The sequence below is a fragment of the Nostoc sp. NMS4 genome (assembly GCF_017115095.1).
In the GTDB taxonomy this organism is placed as follows: Bacteria; Cyanobacteriota; Cyanobacteriia; order Cyanobacteriales; family Nostocaceae; genus Nostoc.
The window spans coordinates 1-24,783 of sequence record NZ_JABXKI010000160.1; the positions used below are offsets into that span (position 1 = coordinate 1).

General features: G+C 41.9%; 22 protein-coding genes. 7 read left to right on the forward strand and 15 right to left on the reverse strand.

The features are described 5' to 3' along the window. Positions 1–289, forward strand: a 289-nt coding sequence (locus tag HWQ37_RS13395) for a hypothetical protein (RefSeq protein ID WP_292747997.1), incomplete at its 5' end; no start/stop codon positions are given. On the opposite strand, the gene HWQ37_RS13400 is transcribed toward HWQ37_RS13395, so the two are convergent. Further along, a complete protein-coding gene (locus tag HWQ37_RS13400; protein ID WP_292747999.1) occupies positions 268–705 on the reverse strand; it encodes a heavy metal-responsive transcriptional regulator in 438 nt (145 codons plus the stop codon). The two genes, HWQ37_RS13395 and HWQ37_RS13400, sit on opposite strands and share 22 nt — an antisense overlap. Before the next feature lie 436 nt (positions 706–1,141). On the opposite strand from HWQ37_RS13400, the gene HWQ37_RS13405 reads away from it, so the two are divergent. Further along, the gene (locus HWQ37_RS13405) at positions 1,142–2,230 is read left to right on the forward strand and encodes an aromatic ring-hydroxylating dioxygenase subunit alpha (protein WP_292748000.1); all 1,089 of its coding nucleotides are present in this window, start codon (positions 1,142–1,144) and stop codon (positions 2,228–2,230) included. Between the two features lie 414 nt (positions 2,231–2,644). Here the strand turns inward: HWQ37_RS13405 and HWQ37_RS13410 are convergent, their stop codons facing one another. Continuing rightward, entirely contained in the window at positions 2,645–3,688 is a 1,044-nt protein-coding gene (locus tag HWQ37_RS13410) for a caspase family protein (protein ID WP_292748002.1), read from the reverse strand. Positions 3,689–3,810: 122 nt separating this feature from the next. On the opposite strand from HWQ37_RS13410, the gene HWQ37_RS13415 reads away from it, so the two are divergent. From HWQ37_RS13415 to HWQ37_RS13425, 3 genes are read left to right on the forward strand one after another with little or no spacing between them, the layout of a single operon-like run. Next, positions 3,811–4,425, forward strand: coding sequence for a hypothetical protein (locus tag HWQ37_RS13415; RefSeq protein ID WP_292748004.1), 615 nt, complete (start codon positions 3,811–3,813; stop codon positions 4,423–4,425). Continuing rightward, a complete protein-coding gene (locus tag HWQ37_RS13420) occupies positions 4,422–4,808 on the forward strand; it encodes a hypothetical protein (protein ID WP_292748006.1) in 387 nt (128 codons plus the stop codon). Before HWQ37_RS13415 ends, HWQ37_RS13420 begins: the two co-directional genes overlap by 4 nt. Positions 4,809–4,814: 6 nt before the next feature. Beyond that, positions 4,815–5,003 carry a hypothetical protein gene (locus HWQ37_RS13425; protein WP_292748008.1) on the forward strand — a complete coding sequence of 63 codons (189 nt, stop codon included), beginning with the start codon at positions 4,815–4,817 and terminating at the stop codon, positions 5,001–5,003. Between the two features lie 325 nt (positions 5,004–5,328). Here HWQ37_RS13425 and HWQ37_RS13430 read toward each other — a convergent pair whose 3' ends face one another. The 6 genes from HWQ37_RS13430 to HWQ37_RS13455 all read right to left on the reverse strand — a co-directional run bounded on the left by HWQ37_RS13430 (position 5,329) and on the right by HWQ37_RS13455 (position 12,847). After that, positions 5,329–6,579, reverse strand: a complete 1,251-nt coding sequence (locus tag HWQ37_RS13430) for a hypothetical protein (RefSeq protein ID WP_292748010.1) — start codon at positions 6,577–6,579, stop codon at positions 5,329–5,331. Then, positions 6,576–7,940 (reverse strand): hypothetical protein, encoded by a 1,365-nt coding sequence (locus tag HWQ37_RS13435; protein WP_292748012.1) that lies wholly within the window; start codon positions 7,938–7,940, stop codon positions 6,576–6,578. Before HWQ37_RS13435 ends, HWQ37_RS13430 begins: the two co-directional genes overlap by 4 nt. Then, positions 7,933–8,865 (reverse strand): AAA family ATPase, encoded by a 933-nt coding sequence (locus tag HWQ37_RS13440; protein WP_292748014.1) that lies wholly within the window; start codon positions 8,863–8,865, stop codon positions 7,933–7,935. The genes HWQ37_RS13435 and HWQ37_RS13440 overlap by 8 nt, the downstream gene beginning before the upstream one ends. Then, positions 8,850–9,836 (reverse strand): hypothetical protein, encoded by a 987-nt coding sequence (locus HWQ37_RS13445; protein WP_292748015.1) that lies wholly within the window; start codon positions 9,834–9,836, stop codon positions 8,850–8,852. The genes HWQ37_RS13440 and HWQ37_RS13445 overlap by 16 nt, the downstream gene beginning before the upstream one ends. Positions 9,837–10,065: 229 nt before the next feature. Next, on the reverse strand, positions 10,066–10,770 hold the full coding sequence (locus HWQ37_RS13450; protein WP_292748017.1) for a hypothetical protein: 705 nt from the start codon (positions 10,768–10,770) through the stop codon (positions 10,066–10,068). Between the two features lie 94 nt (positions 10,771–10,864). After that, positions 10,865–12,847, reverse strand: coding sequence for a heavy metal translocating P-type ATPase (locus tag HWQ37_RS13455; protein ID WP_292748019.1), 1,983 nt, complete (start codon positions 12,845–12,847; stop codon positions 10,865–10,867). A gap of 572 nt (positions 12,848–13,419) precedes the next feature. Here HWQ37_RS13455 and HWQ37_RS13460 point away from each other — a divergent pair. Then, positions 13,420–13,803: a hypothetical protein gene (locus HWQ37_RS13460; protein WP_292748021.1), complete on the forward strand. Its 384-nt coding sequence runs from the start codon at positions 13,420–13,422 to the stop codon at positions 13,801–13,803. A gap of 248 nt (positions 13,804–14,051) precedes the next feature. On the opposite strand, the gene HWQ37_RS13465 is transcribed toward HWQ37_RS13460, so the two are convergent. The 5 genes from HWQ37_RS13465 to pipX form a co-directional block, all read right to left on the reverse strand. Beyond that, a complete protein-coding gene (locus HWQ37_RS13465; RefSeq protein ID WP_292748023.1) occupies positions 14,052–16,760 on the reverse strand; it encodes a DEAD/DEAH box helicase in 2,709 nt (902 codons plus the stop codon). 113 nt (positions 16,761–16,873) lie between these two features. Next, a complete protein-coding gene (gene proC / locus HWQ37_RS13470) occupies positions 16,874–17,692 on the reverse strand; it encodes a pyrroline-5-carboxylate reductase (protein WP_292748025.1) in 819 nt (272 codons plus the stop codon). A 119-nt stretch (positions 17,693–17,811) separates the two neighbouring features. Continuing rightward, complete coding sequence (locus HWQ37_RS13475; protein WP_292733451.1) at positions 17,812–18,411, reverse strand: cell division protein SepF; 600 nt, start codon at positions 18,409–18,411, stop codon at positions 17,812–17,814. 385 nt (positions 18,412–18,796) lie between these two features. Then, positions 18,797–19,465, reverse strand: coding sequence for a YggS family pyridoxal phosphate-dependent enzyme (locus HWQ37_RS13480; protein WP_292748027.1), 669 nt, complete (start codon positions 19,463–19,465; stop codon positions 18,797–18,799). Beyond that, entirely contained in the window at positions 19,462–19,740 is a 279-nt protein-coding gene (pipX, locus tag HWQ37_RS13485) for a transcriptional coactivator PipX (RefSeq protein ID WP_069068710.1), read from the reverse strand. The genes HWQ37_RS13480 and pipX overlap by 4 nt, the downstream gene beginning before the upstream one ends. 477 nt (positions 19,741–20,217) lie before the next feature. Between pipX and HWQ37_RS13490 the strand changes: the two genes are divergently transcribed. After that, positions 20,218–22,143 (forward strand): WG repeat-containing protein, encoded by a 1,926-nt coding sequence (locus tag HWQ37_RS13490; protein ID WP_292748029.1) that lies wholly within the window; start codon positions 20,218–20,220, stop codon positions 22,141–22,143. A 439-nt stretch (positions 22,144–22,582) separates the two neighbouring features. Here HWQ37_RS13490 and HWQ37_RS13495 read toward each other — a convergent pair whose 3' ends face one another. Both HWQ37_RS13495 and HWQ37_RS13500 read right to left on the reverse strand, forming a co-directional pair. Further along, a complete protein-coding gene (locus HWQ37_RS13495) occupies positions 22,583–23,503 on the reverse strand; it encodes an energy-coupling factor transporter transmembrane component T family protein (protein WP_292748031.1) in 921 nt (306 codons plus the stop codon). A 320-nt stretch (positions 23,504–23,823) separates the two neighbouring features. Beyond that, positions 23,824–24,717 (reverse strand): LysM peptidoglycan-binding domain-containing M23 family metallopeptidase, encoded by an 894-nt coding sequence (locus HWQ37_RS13500; protein ID WP_292748033.1) that lies wholly within the window; start codon positions 24,715–24,717, stop codon positions 23,824–23,826. Between the last annotated feature and the right edge of the window lie 66 nt (positions 24,718–24,783).

Genomic DNA, 24,783 nt, shown 5'->3' on the forward strand with positions numbered 1-24,783 from the left:
GCTCTCAGATTGCGTAACTTTCAACCAAAAACTATCTCATAATTGCAGGTTAATTAAGCAAATGTTCAGTAAAAAAACGCTTTGGGGAAGCCTGATCGCTTTAGTGCTTCTCACTGGTATATCAGATGTGACACTAGCAGAAATGCCAGCCCATTCATCAGAGCAAAACAGCCAATTTCAACGGATTGAGCAACCTGTGGGCTTGAAACTTGGTGTTGCGATCGCAGGTTTGGCCTTAATTGGATTAGAGTTGTGGTGGTTTCTTATCTATAAAAATTCTGAGTCTTGAGAGGTGTTTTGAATAATCGGACAAATTGTCTTCCCATGATGATCGCTGATATTCTTCCAGCCTGAGAGTAATCCCTTAATTTCAGAGCGTAAAGTTAACAGTTGCTCGATTTGTCCATCAATCTGCAAGACTTTATCTTCAAGTTTTTCTTTGATATCACCACAAGGAGTTTGCCCTTGATCGTAAACCTGAAGAATATTTCCAATCTCTTCTAGGCTAAGACCAAGATTTTGCGCCCTTTTAATGAATACTAGACGAGTTAGCACATCAAATGAAAACTGGCGAAAGCCTCCCTCTGTTCGTTTTAATGAATTGATTAAACCCAAACTCTCGTAATAACGAATTGTTCTGATGGGTATTCCAGTTAAATCTGTTACCTGACCAATTAAAAGCAGTTTTTTATCTTGAGTTAACATGGTTGATTTTTCCAACTCTTGTAATTATTATTACATATATAGCAATCCTGAATCATTTATAAAAATAAATTAACCGCAGAGAACGCAGAGAGAGGAATCTGAGCTTTTCACGACTCATCTAGGATTGCTATATTTTAAGTTGTTTCAGAGTTGAGCAAAATATTGGCATCAGTATGGAAAATTTTATCATAAATTCAAGGGTTTAAGAACCTGCAATCTATATGTAGCATAAGTTTCAGTCGGGGTTTAAATCAAGAGTCTAAAATGTCTTTAATTTTGAATTTTGTTAGCGCAGCGTTAGCGAGTCCGCGAGCGTCATTTTGAATTTTGAATTGTTATTGGGTAGCGGTTTCTCATGGTACTGAAAGTAACTGTTTTTTTGGAGTTCTCATGTTACTTCTAGATTAACTGCTTCACTTCAAGTGAAACCATAAAAATGAATCTCAACTCGCAGACTTCTAGCTCAATCCGTAAACCTAAAATTTTCAATAATCCAGAGCGCTTTATTGAAGGATGGTATTGGGTAATACCCTCTCAAAATCTGCGGGTGGGTGAAGTAAAACCTGTCACGATTTTGGGTAGAGAATTAGTAATTTACCGAGGTAAAGACAAAAGAGTAGTTACCTTTGATGCCTACTGTCCACACATGGGCGCTCACCTTGCTGAAGGTAAAGTTGAAGGTAATGCACTACGTTGTTTTTTCCACCACTGGAAGTTTGATGCTGAAGGGATGTGTATTGATATCCCATGTTTAGATACACCACCTTCCCTAAAGTTACAAACTTGGCCGACTGCTGAGAAGTACGGAATGATTTGGGTTTGGACTGGAGAAATACCACAACAACCTCTACCTTTTGTTCCAGAGTTAGAACAAAAAGAGTGTGATGTCGCTATCAATTCTCATTTTGTGATGAACTGTCACCCCAATATCGTGATGATTAATGCGATTGATGCTCAACACCTCAATACAGTTCATAAACTGCCAATAGAAGTTGTTTTTGAAAGAGAGGAACTGAACGAAAATGCAATTATCTTTAACAACATTACACCCATCAAAGAAAATTCGTTTTTCATTAAGTTCATCCGTCTTTTCTACAAAAATGCCATAACTTACAGTATTTGCTATTGGTACGGTAGCATTAACATTCTCACAGTTGGCCCCGATTTCTTCCATGTTAATATAATGTTTGCTGTTCGCCTCGATGAAGGGGGAAAAACTGAGGGTCAAATCCTGTTGATAACTAAAAAACGTAAAGGATTTTTTGGTTGGTTATCTAATCGAATTGTGTTATGGCTGACTAAGGTTCTAGGTAAGTTTTTTCTCATGGGTGACATCAAGGTTGTCCAAACAATTAAGTTTGATTTGAAAACTCCCATCAAAGCAGATTACTCAATTATGCAGTTTATTAACCATCTAGAAAAACAGCAATCCCTAATGTGGGGGACTTGGAAAGAAATGCGATCGCGCGATGTGGAGAGTAAGCCCAAGCGTGAGAGATGGCAAGATACAATGAGTAATGACTAACATCATGTCTATATGGCTTACCAAAATTCCGTCAGACTGCTTGGCCAATTAAACGCAGACTCTCTCATCCCATTGTCAACAATTTTTGCAACAAATTAATCGTTTGTAGGGGCGTACAAATACACGCCCCTAGCAATGTATGTATAGCAGGTATTTTCCGAATTGATATAACAATTAATAAAAATTAAAAGTTTAACAAAGTTACTTTTTTTTACTAAACTACCAGATAAATAAAAAGAAGTGGCAAAGCCACTTCCTAATTCCCAGGTAGAACCTAAGTCATCAGTATAACGACTACAAAAATTTGAAATAGTATAAACAAACACCAATTAACTGAATATCTCTATTTTCCTTGTTTCAAGGTGAGTAAATCCTGATTTCCATGCACCAAATAACTGTATATTTACATAAGTCTTATGATTGCAATCCAGACTCAATTTTATCGAGTTCATCGCTAAGATGTGCCAGTTTTGTCTCTTCATCAAGAAGTTGCTGTTCTAATTGAAATTTAACTGCCGTACCAGCCTCAATAGCTACAGCTTTCTTCATCTGCTTAAACTTTTCACTGCGGATGTCAAATTCTACCTGAAGTGCGTCTAGTTTTTGTTGCGATCGCCGTCGCCCTCCAGCAGTTAAACTAGTAACAGGCGGACTAGTTTCAATAGTTGCTGGTTCACCAGGCAAAAATTTACTTCCACCAGCGTAATAGCAAAGGGGAAAATTATCGCCCAAATCCAGCACTTTATTTACAAAGGGGTGCTGCGGTCCTGATGCTCTTTTGGGTACTTGGTCAAACAAGTAAACTAAAATATCAAGAATACGTGCATAGCCATCCTTATTCACGGCTGCTTTACCTTGCAAGGCTTCTAACAAGCAATCTGTAAAAGCACTGTAGGGTTGACCTGTGTAAGAATATTCGTCTTCTCGTGAAGAAGCAACCACAACTCGACCGCTTCCCGTTCCTAGCACATTTAACAATTCCGGGGGTAAGGGTGATTTTACAAAGGTTTCCCCTGGTTCCTTCAAAGCTGGAACGCCACTTGCATGACAGCAATCTAATAAAACTACGAGTTTACGCGCTATAATCGCCTCAATCTTTTGGGTAAATTCTACACCTGAGATAGCTGTGTCTGCGCGTTGACTGGGGTCATAGCCGAATGGTACAAGGAAGTATTCATTGGTGCGCTGGATGCGTCCACCGTGACCAGAGTAGTAAATTATGACAGTTGCATCACGATTTTGATTGACTTGGGCGATGATTTGGTCAAAAGCTGCGAGGATATTTTGCCGAGTTGCAGAGGTTTCGGTTAGCAGTGTGACTTGTTGTGGTGGATAGGCGGCGCGATCGCTATCAATCAGTATATCTTGTATAGCCGTTGCATCTTTGACTGTGACTGGTAAATCAGCACCTACGCCAATAAGTAATGCATAACCGTTGGTAAAAGTTTGGTTTGTCATAGGGTGGGTGAGGAATGCGTAGCTGCTAGCTTGTCGTTAGACATCGCCTTTTCTACTCCATAACGTGCAAAGAGGTGCGATGTCTAGACGCACTGTTTGATAACACACTTTAGCTCACTGATATGCTAATTTCAATAATTAGGCGATCGCTTTTCACTGCTCCACAATCTAATGGGGTACAAGAGGGCTATTCGATGAATTCAAACTCGAAGGAATTGGTAATTACCAAACTTGAGCAAGGATTACCCGCTATCACCCCAGCATTTGGTGCAGCATTAGCAGAAGCTTGTGCTGTCTGCTTAACCGACCAAGATTATATTCAGGGTGTAGAATTCAAAGTCAAAGGAGACTTTACGGCTGTTTTTAAACTATATTGGCAAGAAGTCACTGACCAAATGGTGCGCTGTTGGAACGACAGTGAATATACTACAGAACAAGCGGCCTATGGAATTGCTTTTTTAGTGATACAAGAACTCACAGACTATACAGTTATTGAACGTTCTCGCAGAGGAACAGGATTTGATTATTGGTTGGGCAAAAAAAGTGGGAACAATGAACTACCATTTCAAAATGCAGTTCGGTTGGAAGTTTCAGGCATACGTAAGGGCGACAACAGCCGCGTCAAAGCTAGAGTTAAACAGAAACTTGAGCAGGTAAGTCCTACAGACGGTACACTCCCAGCATATATCGTGGTTGTGGAGTTCAGTAACCCTTTAGCATTCATCGTGAAAAAATGAGTCAAATTCAAGAGTTACATCAAGAGGCAATGGATTTGGCAGAGATGGCACAAGTTGCTAAACTTAAAGGTGACTTTAATTCAGCTTCGCAATTATCCAGGGAAGCGTTTGAAAAAGAACGATTAGCGGCAGAATTAATCGCAGGTAATCTCGAAGCAGAACCAACCCGTTCAGTGTTACATCGTAGTGCGGCAACTCTCGGAGTTGAATGTGGTGAAATTCACACAGCAGAGCGTTTAATTGCGATAGCTTTATCAGGAAATCCGCCGACTGAGATTGCCGAAGAACTCAAAGATTTATTTGTGCAAATAAACATTGATAAATATTTTGCCCGTCGGGGTCTTACATTTGATGAAGCTAAACTTCAAAGCTTCATGGGGTGATTTATATTGGTGGATGATGGGGCGGGGCGATCGCTATCAATCAGTATATCTCGTATAGCAGTTGCATCGAGGACTGTGACTGGTAAATCAGCACCTATAACCGTTGGTAAAAGTTTGGTTTGTCATGCGGTGGGTGATAAATGCGATCGCCTGATGATGAAAACTGAATATTTAGCGTTGCACCATTTTAAATAAAAATATCTACAGTTAACAGCGATCGTTCATCAGATTGTAGTATAGGGACATGGGGATGCAATTAAGGTTGGCTTCCACACTTAGATATATTGTGACCCTACCGATACAAGCCTGATAGGTGCTAAATAGCTGCGATTATTATTTTTTCACAATTTAATTAACGACAAAAAAACTGTATCTTACGCCGTCTACGACTTTCTCTCAAACCAACCCCCAACCCCTTCCCAATTAGCGTTGGGGAGTAAGAATCAAAGCCTTTTTCCCTGCGGAGGAGAGGTTTGCAGAGGGGTTTCAAGAAGAAGTTGCACATCGGCGTTATCTTTAGTCATTTAACTGTAATCAACCCAATATTAGCTTCTGCTGGTGGCTCATCACCTACTTTCCACCAACCCAAAGCATCATTACATCCATATGCCTGAGCATAACGAAAGCGAATGTAGTAGGTTCCGCGTTGATTCGGTGCAGTTAGAGTAAATTTGGCTGAACCTGAATCTTTTATACCGCCATTGTAAATACAGGCTTGGGCTTTATCCTCACCAGCAATCCCCACAATAATTTGATTACTACTAGTTGGCTGGCACGTAGGGCAATTGTAGAAATAATTAACAAGTGCATTAAGCTTTTCTCCAGCAGAGACAGTAACAACTTTTCCTTGATTGTTCAGAATCAAGCTACTCAAAGTTACCTGCTGATATGTAACTGGATCTGAAATAGCCGAATTGGAAAAATTCATCAGCCAAAAGCTAGAAATTATTTGAACGCCTGCTAACCCAAAAATCAAACCTGCAACGCCCACAAGGAATTTATTTTTTATCTGGGCAATATTGCGAAAATTTAATTTATGATTTGATGCAGGTTCTTTATTCGGAATTAACAACTTGACTCCAGCAACATGAATTTCGTCTTTGGAATCCATAATTTGGCTGAGGAGATTTTTAGCCTCCGTCACATTACCTCTAGTGAAGGTTTTCATTCCACTAACGTAGACTAACAGAGGTTCATAGCCTGCCAAAGGGTCTGCAAGTGTTTCTACTAGCGAAGTGAGGCGTATCCATTCTGACCCATCTTCAATATTCAAGCTTGCCAAGTTACAGGCAATTTCACGAGCTGCTTCATGAGGTTGAGCATAAGCTAAAGCTGTCCACTTTTGAGCTTGGGCAAAGTCGCGAGTATCAGGATTAGAACTATTAAGCTGCTCCCGCATATAAGCAAGAAGAAACTCTGAGAGTTCCAAAACTCTTTGCTGACCAAACAGAGTATTATTCTTTAATTGGTTTAAAAGTTCATTGCGGATTTCCCAATCTATCTCATAGAGTTCGTAACCAACTTCATTACAAAGGTTAGATAGTAGCAGGTCTGCGACAGCAATCCAGGGAATATTCAGTAGATTACTATTAACATCTTGCTGGAAATTAGCCCACAAGCGATATAGCAAATCAGGAGTTAATGCTAATGGGAAAGCAGCATGGCAAGCTAAATAAAAATGTGGTTCGCCAAAGCGTTTACTAAATGACTCAATGCGCCGTTTTGCAATTTTATATTTAGCTTCATTTGAGGATGCTGCTGTGCGAGTCATTTTACACCTTCTAAAGGTTCTGCAAACTGCTGATGACAACCTCGCAGAGCATTAATGGCACTATCTAACCCCTCGCGGGTTGCTTCAAACATGGGAACTAAGCCAGCAATTTCTCCAGCAGTCGTACCCAACCAACGCTTTTTTGGTATGGGATTCAACCATGCAACATAACGAACGTGCTGTTTTAACTGTTTGACAAATGCCTCTGTCAACTCTATCCTTTCTGAATTCAGACCACCACGAGCCGCGCCAGCATCACTGAATATAAGTGCTACTACTCTATTCTGACGTAGGCGAGGTAAAACATTCTCTATTGTCTCTGCTTGTTGATGCAGTGGATCATGGTAGAGATACCCAACTGGACAATTATGAAAATAGTAGATGCCAGCTGCACCTAATTGCCCACCCCGCGAGGCAGTGTGACCCAAACGAACTGACAGAGAATGAAAAGGAACCATAGATCCGTCTTGGTCGATCAGCAACAGCAGTTCTGTGCGATTTACTCGGACTGGTGATAACACAGGCTCCAGCATCATTCCATAGCGTCCAATCTGGTTAACTGTTGCTTCAATATCCAATTCTGTAGCAATTCCCTCTTTAGTCAAACGCCGCAGGTGTCGCCACATCTGCTTCATTTGCCTTTGAGTTACAGGCAAATAGTCTGTAGAGAAGAGAAAGCGATCGCCCAACACCTCCCCTCCACTAGTAACCTGACGTATCGCTTGGGCAACTTGTACTTCATCTTCAATATTACGAAACGATTCTGAAGCTAGCGTACCAGTAGGTATGGGCTTAGATGGTTCTGTCTGTAAGTGATTATTTTGATCGCGGTGCTTCATCAACAACCTTAGCAACCACAAAGACCCTGAACTTATTGCCAAAATGAGCAACAAAATCAACCAAACTGGCCAATTTATTTGACTTTTATTTTGAGTAATTTGTGCAGTCGGGTCCGGTGCAACTGTTTTCACTGGTATTGGCAAAGATACCGTGGGGGAAGGTATACTTACTTGATTTTTTGGGCGTAGAACCCATAGTGCTAACCCTACACCTAAAACCAACACTCCCATTAAAGTTGCAAACCTAACAAGTTGAGCAACTTGACTTTGGTTAACATCTGAAGCTTGAGTTTGGGGAACAGTCTCACTACCAATTAACTGTTCAAAGTGATAATCAAATATATTTTTTTCTTCAGCTGATTTAACCCAAAGTATTCGACACAATCGAGCTAGAGCAGCTCTATCTGGAAGACCATAACCAGCTTGCAAAGCTTGCAACATCGACTGGTAATCATCCACACCCAGAGGAAGTCCTGCTTGCCGCAGTCGAGTAAATAATTCCAGTAGGGGTAAATCATCCATTATTTTTCAACTTTAGATAACGGATGTGATCTTCCCAACTCTTTAACAACACACCAGGGTAAGGCAACTTACCATTCAGTTTTGCCAAAGCCTCATCTTCTGAGTAGCGACGCAAAGCCTTGAACCAGTCAATCAACTCACTAGTGCTGATTTTCTTGCTTGCTCCACCTTGGTTTTTTTTCATTTCTTCCCGCAGTTCCCAAAAACGCTCTACAGCTTGGTTTATCAAAACCTCTGATGCTTTCGGAAACAAAGCATTCATAATTTGGATCAGTCTTTCACGGCTAGGAAATTCAACATAATGGAATAAGCATCTACGTAAGAAAGCATCTGGCAAATCTTTCTCATCATTGCTGGTAATTAAAACAATTGGTGCTGCCTTGGCTTGAATCTCCTGCCCTGTTTCATCAACAATAAACCGTTTTTGATCTAGTTCCAGCAGCAAGTCGTTGGGAAAGTCAATGTCAGCTTTATCAATTTCATCAATCAGCACCACTGTACGTTGCTCACTCTGAAATGCCCGTCCCAAAGGCCCCCAACGCACATAAGTAGTCGGGTTATCAAGTCGCTGAATCTGTTCTGCTGTCAGGCGATCAGAAGCAGCTAGTTGGGCATCTCGCAACCGTCCTATAGCATCGTAAGTATACAAGCCATCCCGCGCTCTACTAGTGGATTTGACATACCAGGATTCTAAATTTAAACCTAGTTCGTAAGCGACAGCACTCGCCAGTAAAGTCTTCCCACATCCTGGTTCACCTTTTAGCAGTAACGGTCGTTCTAGGTAAATCGCCAAGTTTACCGCTTCTACTAGTTCAGGATTAGGCAAATAGGGATATAACAGCTGTCCGTTCGCCCCCCTTTCTCCTAGTTGGGGCTGCACTTTACCTGTATATTCCAAGAATTGTCTACCTAAAACTTCAACCATTTTTCCTCTTCGTCATACCAACTACAGCCAGACAGTTGACAAATTTCGTCCAATGCGAGTTCTGGAATGCCATTATCACTATTTTTCAGTATTGTTTGTACTGTTTCTTCTAGCTGATCTATCAGATTAGTCGGTAATTCGTCCTCTGAATACTCTAGCCAGTTAGTCAGTTCATCGTCAGAAAATTGATTAATCTCAGGTAGTTTTACAGGGTTATCTGGCTTCCAAGTAGGGTCGAGCCGTTCTACAAAAGGAATATTCCAACTATCTACGCAGCCATCATAATCTACTAGGAACATTAATAATTTGAATTGACTTACTTGTGGGTTAGCCGTCTTAACTTTAGTCGCTAATAGTAACCAGAAATCTCGGATCAGATCGTGCAAAAGAGTTTCCGAAAGACAATCGACATCGTATAAAATTAACAAGACATTCTGAGTTAGCCACCATTGATAAACTCGTTCGGCAATTTCAGGGATTGAGCTTTGCCTACCCAGACCAACTCTACCACCAAGTTCACGCCACAATGCAGCACTGTCGCTTCTGCGAGCAATGCGACTGAGTTCAATTCGCACAACTTTTCCCGTTATGATATTGGGGACATTTTGCCGCACTAACCGATTCAACAACCAGCGTTGACCATAGTAAAGTGAACCGTGGATTAGAAAAGCTCCTACTGAATGAGTTTCAATAAATCTCCGAAATGTTCGCGTCTGCTCTCGATAGCCCAATTTCAACAAAGCATGATACACTTTTCCACTAGATGAAGCTCGTTCCAGATCATCAAGCTGCTGATCCAATTTCTTTTTTTCAGCTTCAGTTTGTTCAATTTGCTTTTCTAATTGAAAGCGAATGAGAGTATCTGCTGCGATCGCATAATCACGACGCAATATTTTTAACTTCTCGGCTAGTACTTCAGACTGTCCTTGTAATCCATTGATTTCGTATTCTAGACGCTGCTCGGAAGACATGCAGGTATTTTTTGAGTTAATAATCTTTACTCAATACGATTACCCAGATTATCGATCTAGCAACCTGGTTTAGTGTGTTTGGTTTCAATAGCTGAAACATCATTGCGACACGAGATGTCACTTATGTAATTTATTATGTCAGTAATTTCCTATTTCCAGACTTAGTATAATAACGCCGTCTCCATAACTCCTCTACGCCCTAGCAAGCAAACTGATGTCTAGCATACCACTACTCACTTGGATTCAATACAACGATTATTTCTGCAAGCCTGATTCCCAAAGGTTTCCAATGGGGATTGGTGGAGGAAAAAGTACTATCCCCAGATACTGATTGGTAGTCATTAGGGAACTTTTCAGAAGCATTGGGAGCCGTATCTACTCGTAAAATGAGCTTGCCTTGATAACGAGATAATTTACTACTATCCAACAAAATCGTACCGCCGTAGTCCCACGCCAATCCATAAAGTTTAAAATCACCTAATTTCTTACGTAATTCGCTCAAAGGGGTTCCCACTCCGATACCTTCGCGGGTTTTCCAAGCTGAACCCAGATTACGCACATCTAGGGGTTTGGTGCGAGTATTATCACTCCAAACTACTAACAGCGTAGATGCAAAGCAGCTTGTCGTTAGACATCGCCCCTGATTTAGATTTACCTGAGTAGCTGCAAAACTACCTATTCCTTCAGCGCCAGAAATGGTTTTATCAACGAGATGAGATGTACCAAATAGTTTGACTAAATCTTGCTTGGTGGTTGTGCGTGTTATCGGCCCCACTCGTTCCCCAGGAACAATCAAGGTGTCTTTTAAAGGTTGCGATTTAGCAACAGTAATTGGGTGATTTATTTTCTGGGATAGTGCAAAGGCTGGGTTTACTGAATAATTTAATAGTAAAGCTAAAGTAGCTATAGCAATCCCTTTGATTGATGAATTCATTGGTTATATTTTGGGTAGCAGCTTATGAGTGAGAAGTACTCATACTTTAATTACTACAATTTCCCAATTACAGATTCCCGATTTACCAAAAATTTTATTTCATCGCTCTAGTTGCGTTTAAAATTGCCAGCATTGCTACTCCAACATCAGCAAAGACAGCTTCCCACATTGTCGCTATCCCTAAAATACCCAATCCAATAAAGACAACTTTAATTGCTAAAGCAAAGCCAATATTTTGCCAAACAATTGTACGAGTTTTTCTGGCGATTTGTATTGCTTCTGCCACTTTTAACGGTGTATCTGTCATAATCACAACATCGGCAGTTTCAATCGCTGCATCTGAGCCTAATCCACCCATTGCCATACCAACATCTGCTCTAGCGATCGCTGGCGCATCATTAATTCCATCTCCGACAAAAACAACTTTACCATGCTTGCCGGCGGTGCTGAGTAACTTCTCGATGGCATTTACTTTTTCTTCAGGTAATAACTCTGCTTGATATGTATCTATGCCAATCTGTTGAGCAATTCGAGAAGCGATCGCTTGATTATCTCCTGTCAACATTACTGTTCTCTCTACACCCATTCGTTTAAGTGTTTGAATAGCAAGTCTTGCATCTTCTTTCAGTTCATCAGCAATGATAATATATCCAGCATAAATATCATCAACTGCTAGATGAATAACTGTTCCCTCTAACTGGCAATTATCATGATAAATCTGCTCTCTATGTAATAGGCGATCGCTTCCCGCTATCACTACCCTATTTTCAACCTTGGCTCTAATTCCATAACCTGCTATCTCTTCATAATCTCTCACCTCAAATTCATCGATTTTTCCACCATAAGCCTTACGGATAGATTGAGCAATGGGATGATTTGAGTGCGATTCTACTTTGGCAGCTAGTTCCAGTAATTCTTGTTCATTCCAGCCATTTAATGGTACTATTTTTGTTACTTTGAATACACCTTTTGTTAATGTTCCAGTTTTATCAAAAACAACTGTATTGACTGCATTTAAAGTATCTAAAAAAGTAGAGCCTTTAACTAAAATACCACGTCTAGCTGCACCTCCCACACCTCCAAAGTAACCTAATGGAATACTGATAACGAGTCCACAAGGACAGGAGATAACTAGTAAAATTAGGGCGCGATAAACCCATTCGGAAGAAGTTGCAGCAGAAATGAATAAAGGAGGCAATATTGCAACTGCTAGAGATGCAAAAACTACGATTGGTGTATAATATCGGGCAAATTTAGTAATAAATTTTTCTGTTTCTGCTTTTTTACTTTTGGCATTTTGCACCAAGTCTAAAATTTTAGCAATGGAAGATTCATTAAAGAGTTTTGTGACTCGAATGCTGAGAACACCCATTTTATTGATCGTTCCAGCCAAAACTATATCTCCCAGTCTTACCGTTCGCGGTACAGATTCTCCAGTTAATGCAGATGTATCAATTTGCGAATTACCATCTATAATTTCACCATCTAAGGGAATCTTTTCTCCAGGCTTTACAACGATAATATCCCCAATATTTACTGTTTCTGGCGATACTTTTTTCAGTTCTCCCTCTATTTGGATATTGGCATAGTCTGGGCGGACTTCTAATAATGCTTTAATGGAATTACGGGAACGACTGACGGCAATATCTTGGAACAATTCTCCAATTTTATAAAATAACATTACCCCGACAGCTTCGGGTAATTTATGAATTGCGATCGCCCCTAATGTCGCCACTGTCATCAAAAATGTTTCATCAAATACTCTCCCTCTGAGTATATTGCGTCCAGCAGTTTTTAAAACACTCCATCCACTTAATAAATAGGCAGGAATGAAAAGCAAATATTCACCTATAGAATAAAATGTATTGTGTAATTGATTCTCAAAAATTACACCAGGCGCATATAAACATAAAATCGCTACCAAAGGCAATACCTCATTTTTTAGATTGAATTCTGCCCCATGATTGTGATTATGGTCATGGTTATGATTCTCATCATGATTGTGATTATGATTCTCGTGATGGTCATGTTCGCAATTGCAACAACCTGAAGATTCTGAATGTACTTTTTGCTTCATTTTTTCTGTTTAGGCTAGTAAATTAATTGAGAGGTCAGCCTTTTTTCAAATGTAATGAAAAAAAGAAGTTTTTACAAGTTAATATTTTAAGAACGAGAATCTATATCAAATTCATTGCTAAATATATACGCTAACTTTTGGTTGAAATTAAGATTTATAATCTTGTAAAGATAACGATAGCGGTTCTCAATTGGATTGAATAACGTAAGATATAACTTTTCTTCGTAGTGAGTGATTTATCCCTCTGTATAATAATTTAAACGGTTAGTGACTTCTGAATTCTGTTGTAGGAACTAATTTGCGATGGAACTGGTGTATATATGGAACTTTCTTGGGTAACAAGTGTCAGGCTAGTACAGCACGGCGGAAATAAGCCATCCATTTGAAATGTGTAAAACCCTTACGTAATGGTAATTACGAATTACGTTAGCGTAGCGGTAGCGAGTCCGCGAGCGTCATTACGAATTACGAATTACGCCTTGCGGTACTAGCTATTCTTAGGGAAAATTCACTTGAAGTTTGAAAGTTAATCGAATACCCTAAACTAGTAGACAATTTTCTCAAGGAAATATATGAACAAAAAAATTCTTCTGAATTTGCTTTCCACTTCCTCAATCTTTGTATCAATGATGTCTACGCTGGTGGTATTTCATCCTGCACACGCTGCTAGTACTACCATTAGACAACGATTACTGCATACACAAGACGGTCGTACCTGTATCACTAACCCACATGGTGGACAAGATTTTGTGTGTATTCGAGATTCAGAGAGAAAACGCCCCTATACCTCTGCAAGTTCCTCAAGTATTGTGACATCAGTATCAGATCGGAATGTTGCCATGTTGAACTTTACTGAAGAGGAAAGCGATGCTGCAATTAGAGTATTTGGCTGCGACTGTCCATTATGTATAAATTCTTTGCGTCAGTTGCAGGGTACTGGAAACTTGGTGTACTAAGGTTGAATAGTGCTTAGAGCGACTATAACTTTTGTTAGATACACGTGATTAATCATGTCATAGAAGATATATGAAACCAAAAAAGCATTTTTAACTACGTACCACTACTATTATTTGGTCAAAATCTAAATTCATTGTTGAGGGGTTTGGAGTACTACTCTAAACCCCTCAAATTACACCAGAATTCTGACTTCTGAATTCTGAATTTTTCTTCAACAAATACTCTCTCTGGGTAAATAGCGTCCTGTTTATTCAACCACTTCATTCACAGGGAACCTATCAATCAACTGCATCGCCCGATAAGCATTGCGTTGGAAAGAGTCTGGCAAATGGGGAACGTGGGGTATCTGCGATAATAAATCCAACGTCCGGCGTAAAATTCTTACCACGTCGCCTTCATCCAAGGTGGTTTTTTCGCAGAGTTCTATCCACTCCATTCCTAGCGCCCATTGTTCCACGATCGCAATTAACTTGTTCTCTGCTTCCTGTTCCTTTTTTTCTGTTCCCTGTTCCAACCATATAGGTAAAGCTACGTTATAACGCCGTTGTAGTTGGAACATTTGGCGGCGAATTCCCTGCAATTTTTTCAAGGCTTCTGTCACTTCATTACTAAGCTTAAAGTAAACCTTGCTATCTGGACGGGGCGTTTCCATTACCAAAGCTGCTGCTGCTGCTGCTAAATGCTGCGGATCTAAGTTGTCCAATTCACCACTAGCGAATACTAAACCCAGCCACAATTCATTTTCACCGCGAATGGCGGCAGCAATTCGCCCTAATACTGTGGGGACTAAGTTATCCAAAGCGTCAAAATGTTGCAGAATGGAGATTAAATTCACAAACTCTTCCCAATGACGTTGTGACTGTTGCTCTACTTGCTCTTGCAACTGTTCGAGTTCAGCTTCTAGTTCGACGTAGCGGGCGCGTCGCTTGAAAAGCGTTGCTGCATTTCCTGATTGATGTAGGGGATGAGCTTCTAATTGCTCTTGGACGGCGGTAGTGCGACTGAGTTGTTCTGCGACTTCTGGTGCTAGATGCAAAGATTCTATCGGATTTGGAATACAGGCAGCGATCGCAAATGTTTCTTGATTACCACGGCGCGACTGTCCTGGCTTTAAGGGCATCTCTGGCGGCGGTAGCATATCAGGTGGTACGTCAATTCGCGGCAGTTCGGCATACAAATCGACTACATCCCCTGTGGTTGCCACATACCAACGGTTATCATGCCCCAAGCATACCAAGTAAGGAGCTTGACCAGAACCAGCCGATTTTCCGACTAAAACTGCGGTTACGGGTGAAGAAACGGTGATATTTTTGCCCTTGAGACTCAACAGAGTTCCTGACACTGCAAAGCCCAACATCATCACCAATTCTTCTTGGCGGTCTGACTGTGCTTGCTCTTGCAAGGTTTTCAATATTTGACGTTCCACTTTCAGACGTTGCCGCAATTTTTCATAAACAGCCAGTTCATTTTCATCAACTGCGGCGATTTGCTCATGTAATTGAGCTAATTGTTTTTCCAGTTCGGCAATCTCATCGTATTCTGGTCTTAAATGTAAGGTGGCCATATACTGCCCAAAACTGCGCTCTATCAGTTCCCTGGTTTGATCTAGGGTATGGGTTTGCAGCAAGTTGAGTACCATGCCGTAACTGGGCGTAAACTGGCTTACTAGAGGGTCTGGCTTGGATGTTCCCAAATAGGCGGCTTCTTTGGCTCCTTCAAAGGGAGTTTGGACTGTCACCACATGACCTTGTTTATCCATCCCCCGGCGGCCTGCTCGTCCCGCCATTTGCAAAAATTCGGAAGCGTTCAAGAGGCGGTGTCCGGTGTCGGTACGCTTGGAAAGGGTAGAAATCACCGTTGTCCGGGCGGGCATATTAATTCCCGCCGCCAGTGTCTCGGTGGCAAATACTACTTTAATTAACCCCTGCTGAAATAGTTCTTCTACCAGTGCTTTCCAAGCAGGTAAAATCCCTGCATGGTGGGCAGCAATTCCCCGATACAGGGGGGCAATTTGTCCAGAACGCCCAGCTTCAGGATTACGCGCTAAAAAGTGATCAATCTGTTCCCTTAAAATTTGGGACTCTTCACTATTTACCAGCCATAAATCACTCACTTCCGCCACCGCTTTATCACATCCCCGGCGGCTGAAGATAAAGTAAATCGCTGGTAGCATATCCCGTTGCTCTAACTGGCTCAAGGTAAAAATTATCCCAGGAGCCTCCGGTCTGCCACTTCTCCCCCTATCCCTTTCTCCCCCTTTCCCCTTTTTCTTTTGAAGTCGGGGGTTGATTTTGGTTTTGCTATCATTCAGTAGGGGAAATAACCCTTTCGGATTGCAAAAGTGAAATTCTAAAGGGACTGGGCGAAAATCGGAGTAAATCAGGTCAGTTGGCCCGTGAACGCGGTTTAGCCAATCGGTGAGTTGATCGCTATTGGCAACCGTTGCTGAGAGGGCTGCCAGTTGCACTTCCCGTGGACAATAGATGATTGATTCTTCCCAAACAGTACCGCGCTGGCGATCGTTCATGTAGTGGCATTCATCAAGTATTACCGCTTCCACGTCTACCAATGAGATGCCGACTTGCCCAATGGGTGTACCATAGAGCATATTTCGGAAAATTTCTGTGGTCATGACCAAAATCGGTGCATCCCTGTGAATGGAAGCATCTCCAGTTAACAGACCGACTTGATCAAACCCGAATTTTTCTCGAAAATCACGTAATTTTTGATTCGACAGCGCTTTTAGAGGAGTCGTGTAAAATACACGTTTTCCTTTTGCCAGGGCGCGATAAATAGCGTATTCCCCGACTAATGTTTTGCCCGAACCTGTGGGCGCACATACGACTACGGAGCGTCCAGCGTTCAGGGACGCGATCGCTTCTTTTTGAAACTGATCCAGTTCAAAGGGAAATATAGACCCTAAGTCAAGTTCTGGAGACGGTGCAGGATAATTCACTCAATCACATTTGCAACCAGATTGTTTACTATACTAACGTTGGCTATTAGTCATTTGTCATTTGTCATTTGTCATTAGTTTTTCACAAATGACCAATGACTAATGACTCTTATTTATTTTCCCAGCTCTTGCGATCGCTCTGTGGCAGCTTTGACTGCTTCAATTAAAGCGGAACGAAATCCTGCCTGTTCTAGTTTGGCAATTCCGGCAATGGTTGTACCGCCGGGGCTGGTAACACGATCTTTGAGTTCTGCTGGGTGCATTTTGGTTTCCTGCAACAGTTTCGCTGTTCCTAGTACGGTTTGCAAGGCTAGTTGATTGGCAATCGCTCTAGGTAAACCTGCGGCGACTCCGCCATCTGCAAGTGCTTCTACTAACAGCGCCACGTAAGCGGGTCCGCTACCAGATAGCCCGGTAACTGCATCCATCAGCCCTTCTGAAACTTCCACGACTTCACCCACAGCAGAAAAAACTTGCTGTGCTATTTGGTGGTGCTTGGCGTTGGTATATGCACCTGAACAAATCGCGGTAATTCCCGCTCCTACAGTTGCCGGAGTGTTGGGCATTGCTCTAATCACTGGCAATTGCACAAATGCAGCTTCTAACTGACTTAAGGGTACACCTGCCAAGATGGAAATAATTAAGGGTGAATGTTCTCTATTAAGAATATCAATATCTGCTAATTCTTGAGCGATCGCGCTAAACACCTGCGGTTTCACTGCCAAAAAGAGAACTTCTTTTGCTTCGGTGAAAACTTGGCTATTATCTGTTGTCACAGCAACATCGTATTGCTGCTTTAAAAAATCTAGGCGTGAAGATAGCGGTTCGCTAACTATGACTTCTGATGATTGATAAATTCCACGCGCTATAAGGCGGGATAAGAGCGCTTCTCCCATTACCCCACCACCAATTAAGCCAAATTTTATAGTCATTCGTCATTCGTCATTAAGCTAAGACCAACGTCTACACGTCGTTTTAGTTTCAGACGGGGATTTAAACCCCGACTGAAACTCTCTTCAATTTTGAATTTTGAATTTTGAATTTTGAATTGTTATTGTGCCATCCGGTTAGTTTCGTTGCCCCAGGTTTGATTTGGAGTACCTGTAGGACGAGATGGACGTACTGGTGGTTGTGGTACTTCATGAAGAACACCACCTTGGGTGCTAACTTGGACGCAGCTTGGTGTAAACAAAAAGATGCTCTCACCAATGCGCTCTTGATGTCCATCTAGTGCGTAAGTACCACCTGCAACAAAATCTACTGCTCGTTGAGCTTGATCTGGGTCCATGATTGTCAGATTTAATACTACTGACTTGCGTTCTCGCAACGCTTGAATTGCCTGGGGCATTTCTTCAAAGGTGCGTGGTTCGAGTACTAAAACTTCCGAAATTCCGTTAATTGCTCCTGGCATACCAATCACATTCCCCATTGGCTTTGAACCTGCTGTCATATCATCTCCCATTGTAGGCACTGGTTCCCGCCAGCGTCGATTTTGAGCGGCTGGACTCTCTTGTGGTGCTGGCTGGGGGTTTTCTTGCTGATACAGATTTTGGTAATTATTATCTGTTTCTGGTTCTTCTTCGTAATATTCGTATTCCACTTGCTCATTTAGACCCACAAAGTCTCTGAGTTTGGAAAATATGTTGTTCATTGCGTGTGTACTCTCCTGGTGCGAATAGCCTGTATTGACTTGGCTGAGGATTAGTTGAGCTAGGAGCTATGCCTACGGCGGTAAACTACGTTACATCGACGGATACTTCAGCAACTGTATTGCTAGTTGTAGCTCAAACTACGGGTTTTGGCGATGAACTGACACTTATTGGAAAGGTCTGTGCATCGCCTAAACATAATAACGAGTCAAGATTGTATCCTAAGGGTTATCCGAAGGAAACTTCTTTATACCCCATTTTCTCTTGGCGATTGCTCTTGTCAATACTATATCCTTTGTTTCCAATTGCACCAGTCTGTTAGAAAATTCTTGTCATCAAATTCTTAGCTTCTATTAATACCGAAGACTAAGGCTGATGATTAAGCGGCTAATAGCGATCGCCAAACAAGATTGTTCCTAATCGTACCATCGTTGCACCTGCTTGCACTGCCAGTTCGTAGTCGCCTGACATACCCATAGACAACTGCTGCATTTTAATATGCGGCCAATTTTGCTCCTGGATTTCTTTTGCTAGCTGACGATTGAGATTAAACACACTGAGAATTTCCGAATTATTTAATCCTGAAGGTGGAATTGTCATCAAACCTTGAATTTGTAAATTTTTGTATTGATTGAGCGTGGGTAAATCAGCCAAAAGTTCTGGTACACTCCAACCGGACTTGTTGGGGTCGGGGAGAATTTTCACTTGTAGGCAAACCTGGGGACTCACTCCTAGCTGTTGCGCCAATTGGTCTAAGCGCTGTGCCAGTTTCAAATTATCTACGGAGTGAATCCAAAGGAATTGTTCAATGGCTTTTTTGGCTTTATTGCCTTGCAAATGTCCAATAAAGTGCCAGGTAATATCCGGTAAGTCTTGCAACTCGGCTTGTTTGCTGGCGGCTTCTTGGACACGACTTTCCCCAAAATCACGAATTCCGGCATTGTATGCAGACCGAATGTCCTGGGCAGAAACTTGCTTGCTAACAGCAATCAATTTGACTGATGTTGGGAGAGAGGAACGAATAGTAACAATACGTTCGGAAATCGAACTGTTCATTGGAAGGTGCGCTGGAAAACACTCTGAAGCTGATCGTACTCCTGAGAATGCCCACTACGCCGCAGGGTACGTAAGCGATTTTCCAACATCATTCTCGCCTCAGTACGTCCTAAAGACTGGAATTTAACACCTTTAACGTCATTTGCCACCAGAAAAAATAAGCGCTGGGCATAAAGTGTGGTGAACAAATCCTGGTTCTCATCAACCATACAGATTTTGTAGAGTAAACCCCAAGTTGGATGGTTTATGTAAGTTTCTGCGTTTTCTGGATTCATTTAAGAGTCAAGGTGTAGTCAAGGTGGAAGTATATATATCTTTTCGCAGTGAATTCCAAACATTCAGACGATAATACCAACATTCGTCAGAATATTTGGTTAAAATGCGAAGCTGCGGTTACGAAGACCTCGATCTAGTTCCTAATGGGCAGATGAAGCTAGTGGTAGTGAAGCGCAATGGTACAACAGAAGCCGCGAAGCGTAGATTGAAAAAGTAGAGGCTGGTGGACAAATATCACCATCTGCGGTGATTTCAATTTACTAAGCTGTAGGGACAAGACACAAAATAACCCCGATCCTCTTGTTGAAAGTTCGACGTGGGCAGGAAAAACACCCTTGGAAGTTCCCAACGGCAATGTCGAATTTTTCAACTTCTTTCCATACTGCCACAACTGTCGCCCAATGGCACAAAATTGGGATTGGGTACTGGAAAAAAAACTATCATTTTATAGTGTTTAGTGATTAAGAGTGAACTATATGCTTGTCCAGGGAACAATTTTGCGTAACCGCTACCGAATCATTAAAGAATTGGGAGGTGGAGGATTTGCCGATACTTATTTGGCTGAGGACAGCGATTTACCAAAAAATAGCCAGTGTGTAGTCAAACATCTGAAACCAACAAGCACCGACCCAGCAGTTTTACCGATCGCAAGACGCTTATTTAAGACGGAAGCACAAGTTCTGGATGACTTAGGTTCTCACGATCAAATACCAAGACTTTTAGCCCACTTTGAAGAAAATGGGGAGTTCTATCTAGTTCAGGAATTGGTAAATGGCCATGATTTAAGCCAAGAACTCACTCCTGGTAGACGTTTTAGCAAAGAGGAAGTGACGAAGCTATTGCAAGATATTCTGGAAGTTTTAGTGGTTGTCCACCAGCGCAATATTATACACCGGGATATCAAACCCCAAAATATAATGCGCCGCCGAATGGATGAGAAGATTGTGCTGATTGACTTTGGGGCAGTTAAAGAGATTGGAAGTTTAGCAGTTAATACACAAGGTCAGGTGAAGTCTACCATTGCTATTGGTACTCCTGGGTATATGCCGAGTGAACAAGCTAATCGCGACCCCAAATTATGTAGCGATATCTATGCAGTTGGCATGATTGGCATTCAAGCACTCACAGGCTTATTACCGCAACAATTACTTCAAGACCCTACAGGTGAAGTTATCTGGCGTAATTATGTACAGGTGAGCGATGATATAAAGGAGGTTCTAAGCAAAATGGTGCGCTACCACTTCAGCCAGCGCTACCAATCAGCAAATGAGGCTTTACAAGCAGTCAATGCTTTAATGCCACAATCGTACACCGCGCAATCACAACAACTGGTTCGTCCATTTGCCCGTTTAATCTCACAAGTTTCTAAACCTAGACTGCGAGGAAGTTTAATTGGTTTAGGTGGACTAGGAGCAGGAATAGTAGCAACTTTTGCATTAATCAATCGTTCTCAACCGCCAAACCCACCTGTACTAACTCCTACTCAGTCACCAATAGCGACTTCCACTACATCAACACCAACATCATCTCCATCGCAAACCGATGCTGTAGCGCAACCAAATATCAATTTTGCGATCGCGCCACGATTTCAGGATGTTGGTAATTTTTCAGACGGACTGGCATCTGTCGAAATTGATGGCAAGTGGGGCTATATTGACAAGAGTGGTAACACTGTTATCCAACCACAATTTGATAAAACTAATAAATTTTCCGAAGGATTGGCGCTAGTGTGGATTTATGGTCAAAACTGGGATTATATCGACAAGATTGGAAACTTTGTCACTAAGCGGAATTTTATTGAAAATAAGGCTAGAGAATTTTCCCAAGGACTGGCACGGGCTTGTATTGTCAGTACTTGTGGCTATATCGACAAAACTGGAAGCTTTGTTATTGAACGAAAATTTGTTGCAGCCTCTGACTTTTTTGAAGGGTTGGCAGCGATTCAGATTGGCGACAAGCGGGGCTATATTGACAGGAGTGGTAACGTTGTCATCCAAACACAATTTGATCGAGTTGGTAACTTTCATGAAGGGTTGGCACTGGTTCAGATTGGCAACAAGTGGGGCTATATCGACAAGAGTGGTAACATTGTCATCCAACCACAATTTGATAAGGCTTATAACTTTTCTGAAGAGTTGGCAGGGGTTCAGATTGACAACAAGTGGGGCTATATCGACAAGACGGGGAATCGTGTAATCCAACCACAATTTGATAAAGCTGGTGACTTTCATGAAGGGTTGGCAGTGGTTCAGATTGACAACAAGTGGGGCTATATCGACAAGACGGGGAATCGTGTAATCCAACCACAATTTGATAAAGCTGGTAACTTTTCTGAAGGGTTTGCCTGGATACAGGAATCAACTAGTAAAAAGTATGGCTATATTCGCAATCCCTTAAAGTGAGTAAAAATTACCAGAACTCTCGCCTAAACCCAGACACAGAGCGGGTGTTATCTACTCGGTGGTTGGTGGCAGCACAACAGGCGCATTGAGGAGAGCGATCGCTATCACTACTAGCCAAAAAAGCTACCGCCGCAGTTAGTTGCGCCTTTATGCAGAAGGTCTATTGATTATCCAGTATTTTCAGTGCTGCAATTTATGCCTGAGCATTTTGCAGAGATTCATAAGGGTGATAGGTCAAAAGTTTTAAGATTAGTTTGTAGTGTTCGATCAACACTAGTTTATAACAAAAATCTACAATAAATAGTAGGGGATCAATTTTATGGCTGGGCAGCTGTTTAATTTACCCTACCATAATTAAGAGACGCGATGAATCGCCGTCTCTACAATAATCACTCCTGAATTCTGCTGTATTACCTCTTACCATTTTCTCGGTGCAAAATTACGCCTGAGTTCCTATAGCTAGGCGTATTCCCCAGAATAAGATTAAAGTTGCGATCGCCAGCCAGTCATGCCCTTTTAATCGTAAATCATGCCACTGCACTCGATGCTCGTTGGGACTGGTAAAACCCCGCACCATCATTGCATTCGCCATTTGATCGGCTCGTAAGAGCAGATTTTCTAAAAGTCTCTCTGCAACTGTCATCCAAACCTTGAATGCTCCTTTTAATCCTAGCTTTTTCCAATTAATTGCTCTTGTCATCACGGAGCGAAATAAGTTTTGCACTTCTTCTAAAACCAGGGGAATAAAGCGTAAGGACAAGGTTAAAGTTAAAGCAATTTCTGTGACAGGCAACTTGAAGCGGCGCAAGGGTTGCATTAAGCTTTCTATGCCAGATGTGATTTCTTCTGGTGCGGTTGTCAGCAGATACAAGTTGGTGCTATAAATCACGGTAAATATAAGTGTACTCAGGCGTACTGCCAAACTTAAGGAGTAGCGAGTAACTTTGACTGGGCCTTCGTGAAATAGCACGTAGCTGTATTCTTTTTTCTCAATTGCTGGCTCTGGAACAGGATTTTTGGAGAATGCTGGCTGAGTTAATATTTGTTCGTTTGCTGGCAGACGTGGTTGATAATCTACACCCAGTCCATCAGGACTGATAGCTGCGATCGCTAAGACAAAAAACGATAGCATGAATAACCAACCCATTTGCTGCCGCCATACACGTCGAGGAATTCTCGCAATCAAGGTCGCAAGAATCAATACTACCACCAGCAGCACCCGCCAAAAGTTGTTGGCTAAAACGTAGCTTGTTAAAAAGCTCATCAACCAGGCGAACTTGACTCGCGGATCGATTTTATGCAGCCAAGTTTGGGGTTGTTCTAAATAAAGTCCAAGTGGCAGCGATCGCAATAAATCCATTTTAGAGTTAGGAGTGAGGAATAAGGAGTTAGGAGTTTTGACTTTAACTCATAACTTGTGCCGCTATCAAAACTTAACTTGATAGGGTTCTGACACACATATTATCGCAAGCGGATCATCGTTTAAATCAGGTTCAAGGCTGGGCTTTTAAGCGGCTAGAAACGTTGAAAGCATTTTGTGGAGAAGATTTACACTTTCTTCTAACTCCCAAAAAAATGAGCGAACCGGGAGTTAGGAGTTAAGAGTTAGGAATTTTGTTTATCCCCTCATCTCCTCCTGCTTCCTCATCCCTTATTCACTATTCCCTACTGCCCATTCTCTCATTTCTTCAAATAACCCTTGGGATCTTCCGCTACCCAACCTAGAGATGAGCTAGAACGTACTTCAAAATGGAGATGCGGTTGAGTGGAACTTGGTTTTCCACTAGTGCCTACTGTTCCCAGTAAGTCTCCTTTTTTCACTTGCTGACCGACAGTAACTTTGATACTGTCAAGTTGAGCATAGCGGCTTTGAAGTCCGCCACTGTGGTTAATAATGACCAACTTGCCATAAGAACCTTGATCGCTGGCAAAGGCTACAGTTCCAGGTGCGATCGCTAACACATTACTACCAACTGGTGCTAATAAGTCAACACCACTATGGAAGAAAACTTCACCTGTCGCAGGATTAATTTGCCAGCCGTAAGCTAATCCCACAGTTGCCACTTGTGCTAAGGGATATCCAGACAAGGATGCACGGTTTGGCGTACCTGCATCAGTAGGTAAAGGGGACTTAGTTACAACACCATTAGGCGACCAATTTACCCCCGGAACAAACACGATTCTGGGGTTTTGTTGGCAGCCATTCACCTCAAACAGGCTATCAGCACGAACTTTGTATTGTGCCGCCACTTGTCGCCAAGTTTCACCGCGAGGCACTTCGACTACAATCCCATTGTAGGGAGGAATTTGAAGCACACTACCAACGGCGGCAGATCCACCATTCTGCAAAGCTGGATTCATGCCAATAATAGTTGTCGGAATGAGATTGTAGCGCTGCGCTATGCTCTCCAAAGTTTCGCCACGAACAACTTTATGGCGTTGGAAGCGAGATAAGGCTGGAGTTGAGCAACCAGCCACAGCAGCGTTAGCACTATTTGAGTATGGCAGTATGCTTACTAGGCCCAAGGCGCTAACTAAGCTACAGAGAAACAGTTGACGAAAGAGTAAAGTCATGTATAAAGGTCAAGAGCGCATTAACTTTAGATTTTAAATGGGAAGAATGGGGATTGGGGGAGATGA

Excerpts from the sequence above, each read along its gene's own strand:
- HWQ37_RS13400 (WP_292747999.1), bottom strand. The coding sequence starts at position 705 with ATGTTAACTCAAGATAAAAAACTGCTTTTAATTGGTCAGGTAACAGAT.
- HWQ37_RS13405 (WP_292748000.1), top strand. The coding sequence starts at position 1,142 with ATGAATCTCAACTCGCAGACTTCTAGCTCAATCCGTAAACCTAAAATT.
- HWQ37_RS13410 (WP_292748002.1), bottom strand. The coding sequence starts at position 3,688 with ATGACAAACCAAACTTTTACCAACGGTTATGCATTACTTATTGGCGTA.
- HWQ37_RS13415 (WP_292748004.1), top strand. The coding sequence starts at position 3,811 with ATGCTAATTTCAATAATTAGGCGATCGCTTTTCACTGCTCCACAATCT.
- HWQ37_RS13420 (WP_292748006.1), top strand. The coding sequence starts at position 4,422 with ATGAGTCAAATTCAAGAGTTACATCAAGAGGCAATGGATTTGGCAGAG.
- HWQ37_RS13430 (WP_292748010.1), bottom strand. The coding sequence starts at position 6,579 with ATGACTCGCACAGCAGCATCCTCAAATGAAGCTAAATATAAAATTGCA.
- HWQ37_RS13435 (WP_292748012.1), bottom strand. The coding sequence starts at position 7,940 with ATGGATGATTTACCCCTACTGGAATTATTTACTCGACTGCGGCAAGCA.
- HWQ37_RS13440 (WP_292748014.1), bottom strand. The coding sequence starts at position 8,865 with ATGGTTGAAGTTTTAGGTAGACAATTCTTGGAATATACAGGTAAAGTG.
- HWQ37_RS13445 (WP_292748015.1), bottom strand. The coding sequence starts at position 9,836 with ATGTCTTCCGAGCAGCGTCTAGAATACGAAATCAATGGATTACAAGGA.
- HWQ37_RS13450 (WP_292748017.1), bottom strand. The coding sequence starts at position 10,770 with ATGAATTCATCAATCAAAGGGATTGCTATAGCTACTTTAGCTTTACTA.
- HWQ37_RS13455 (WP_292748019.1), bottom strand. The coding sequence starts at position 12,847 with ATGAAGCAAAAAGTACATTCAGAATCTTCAGGTTGTTGCAATTGCGAA.
- HWQ37_RS13460 (WP_292748021.1), top strand. The coding sequence starts at position 13,420 with ATGAACAAAAAAATTCTTCTGAATTTGCTTTCCACTTCCTCAATCTTT.
- proC (WP_292748025.1), bottom strand. The coding sequence starts at position 17,692 with ATGACTATAAAATTTGGCTTAATTGGTGGTGGGGTAATGGGAGAAGCG.
- HWQ37_RS13475 (WP_292733451.1), bottom strand. The coding sequence starts at position 18,411 with ATGAACAACATATTTTCCAAACTCAGAGACTTTGTGGGTCTAAATGAG.
- HWQ37_RS13480 (WP_292748027.1), bottom strand. The coding sequence starts at position 19,465 with ATGAACAGTTCGATTTCCGAACGTATTGTTACTATTCGTTCCTCTCTC.
- pipX (WP_069068710.1), bottom strand. The coding sequence starts at position 19,740 with ATGAATCCAGAAAACGCAGAAACTTACATAAACCATCCAACTTGGGGT.
- HWQ37_RS13490 (WP_292748029.1), top strand. The coding sequence starts at position 20,218 with ATGCTTGTCCAGGGAACAATTTTGCGTAACCGCTACCGAATCATTAAA.
- HWQ37_RS13495 (WP_292748031.1), bottom strand. The coding sequence starts at position 23,503 with ATGGATTTATTGCGATCGCTGCCACTTGGACTTTATTTAGAACAACCC.
- HWQ37_RS13500 (WP_292748033.1), bottom strand. The coding sequence starts at position 24,717 with ATGACTTTACTCTTTCGTCAACTGTTTCTCTGTAGCTTAGTTAGCGCC.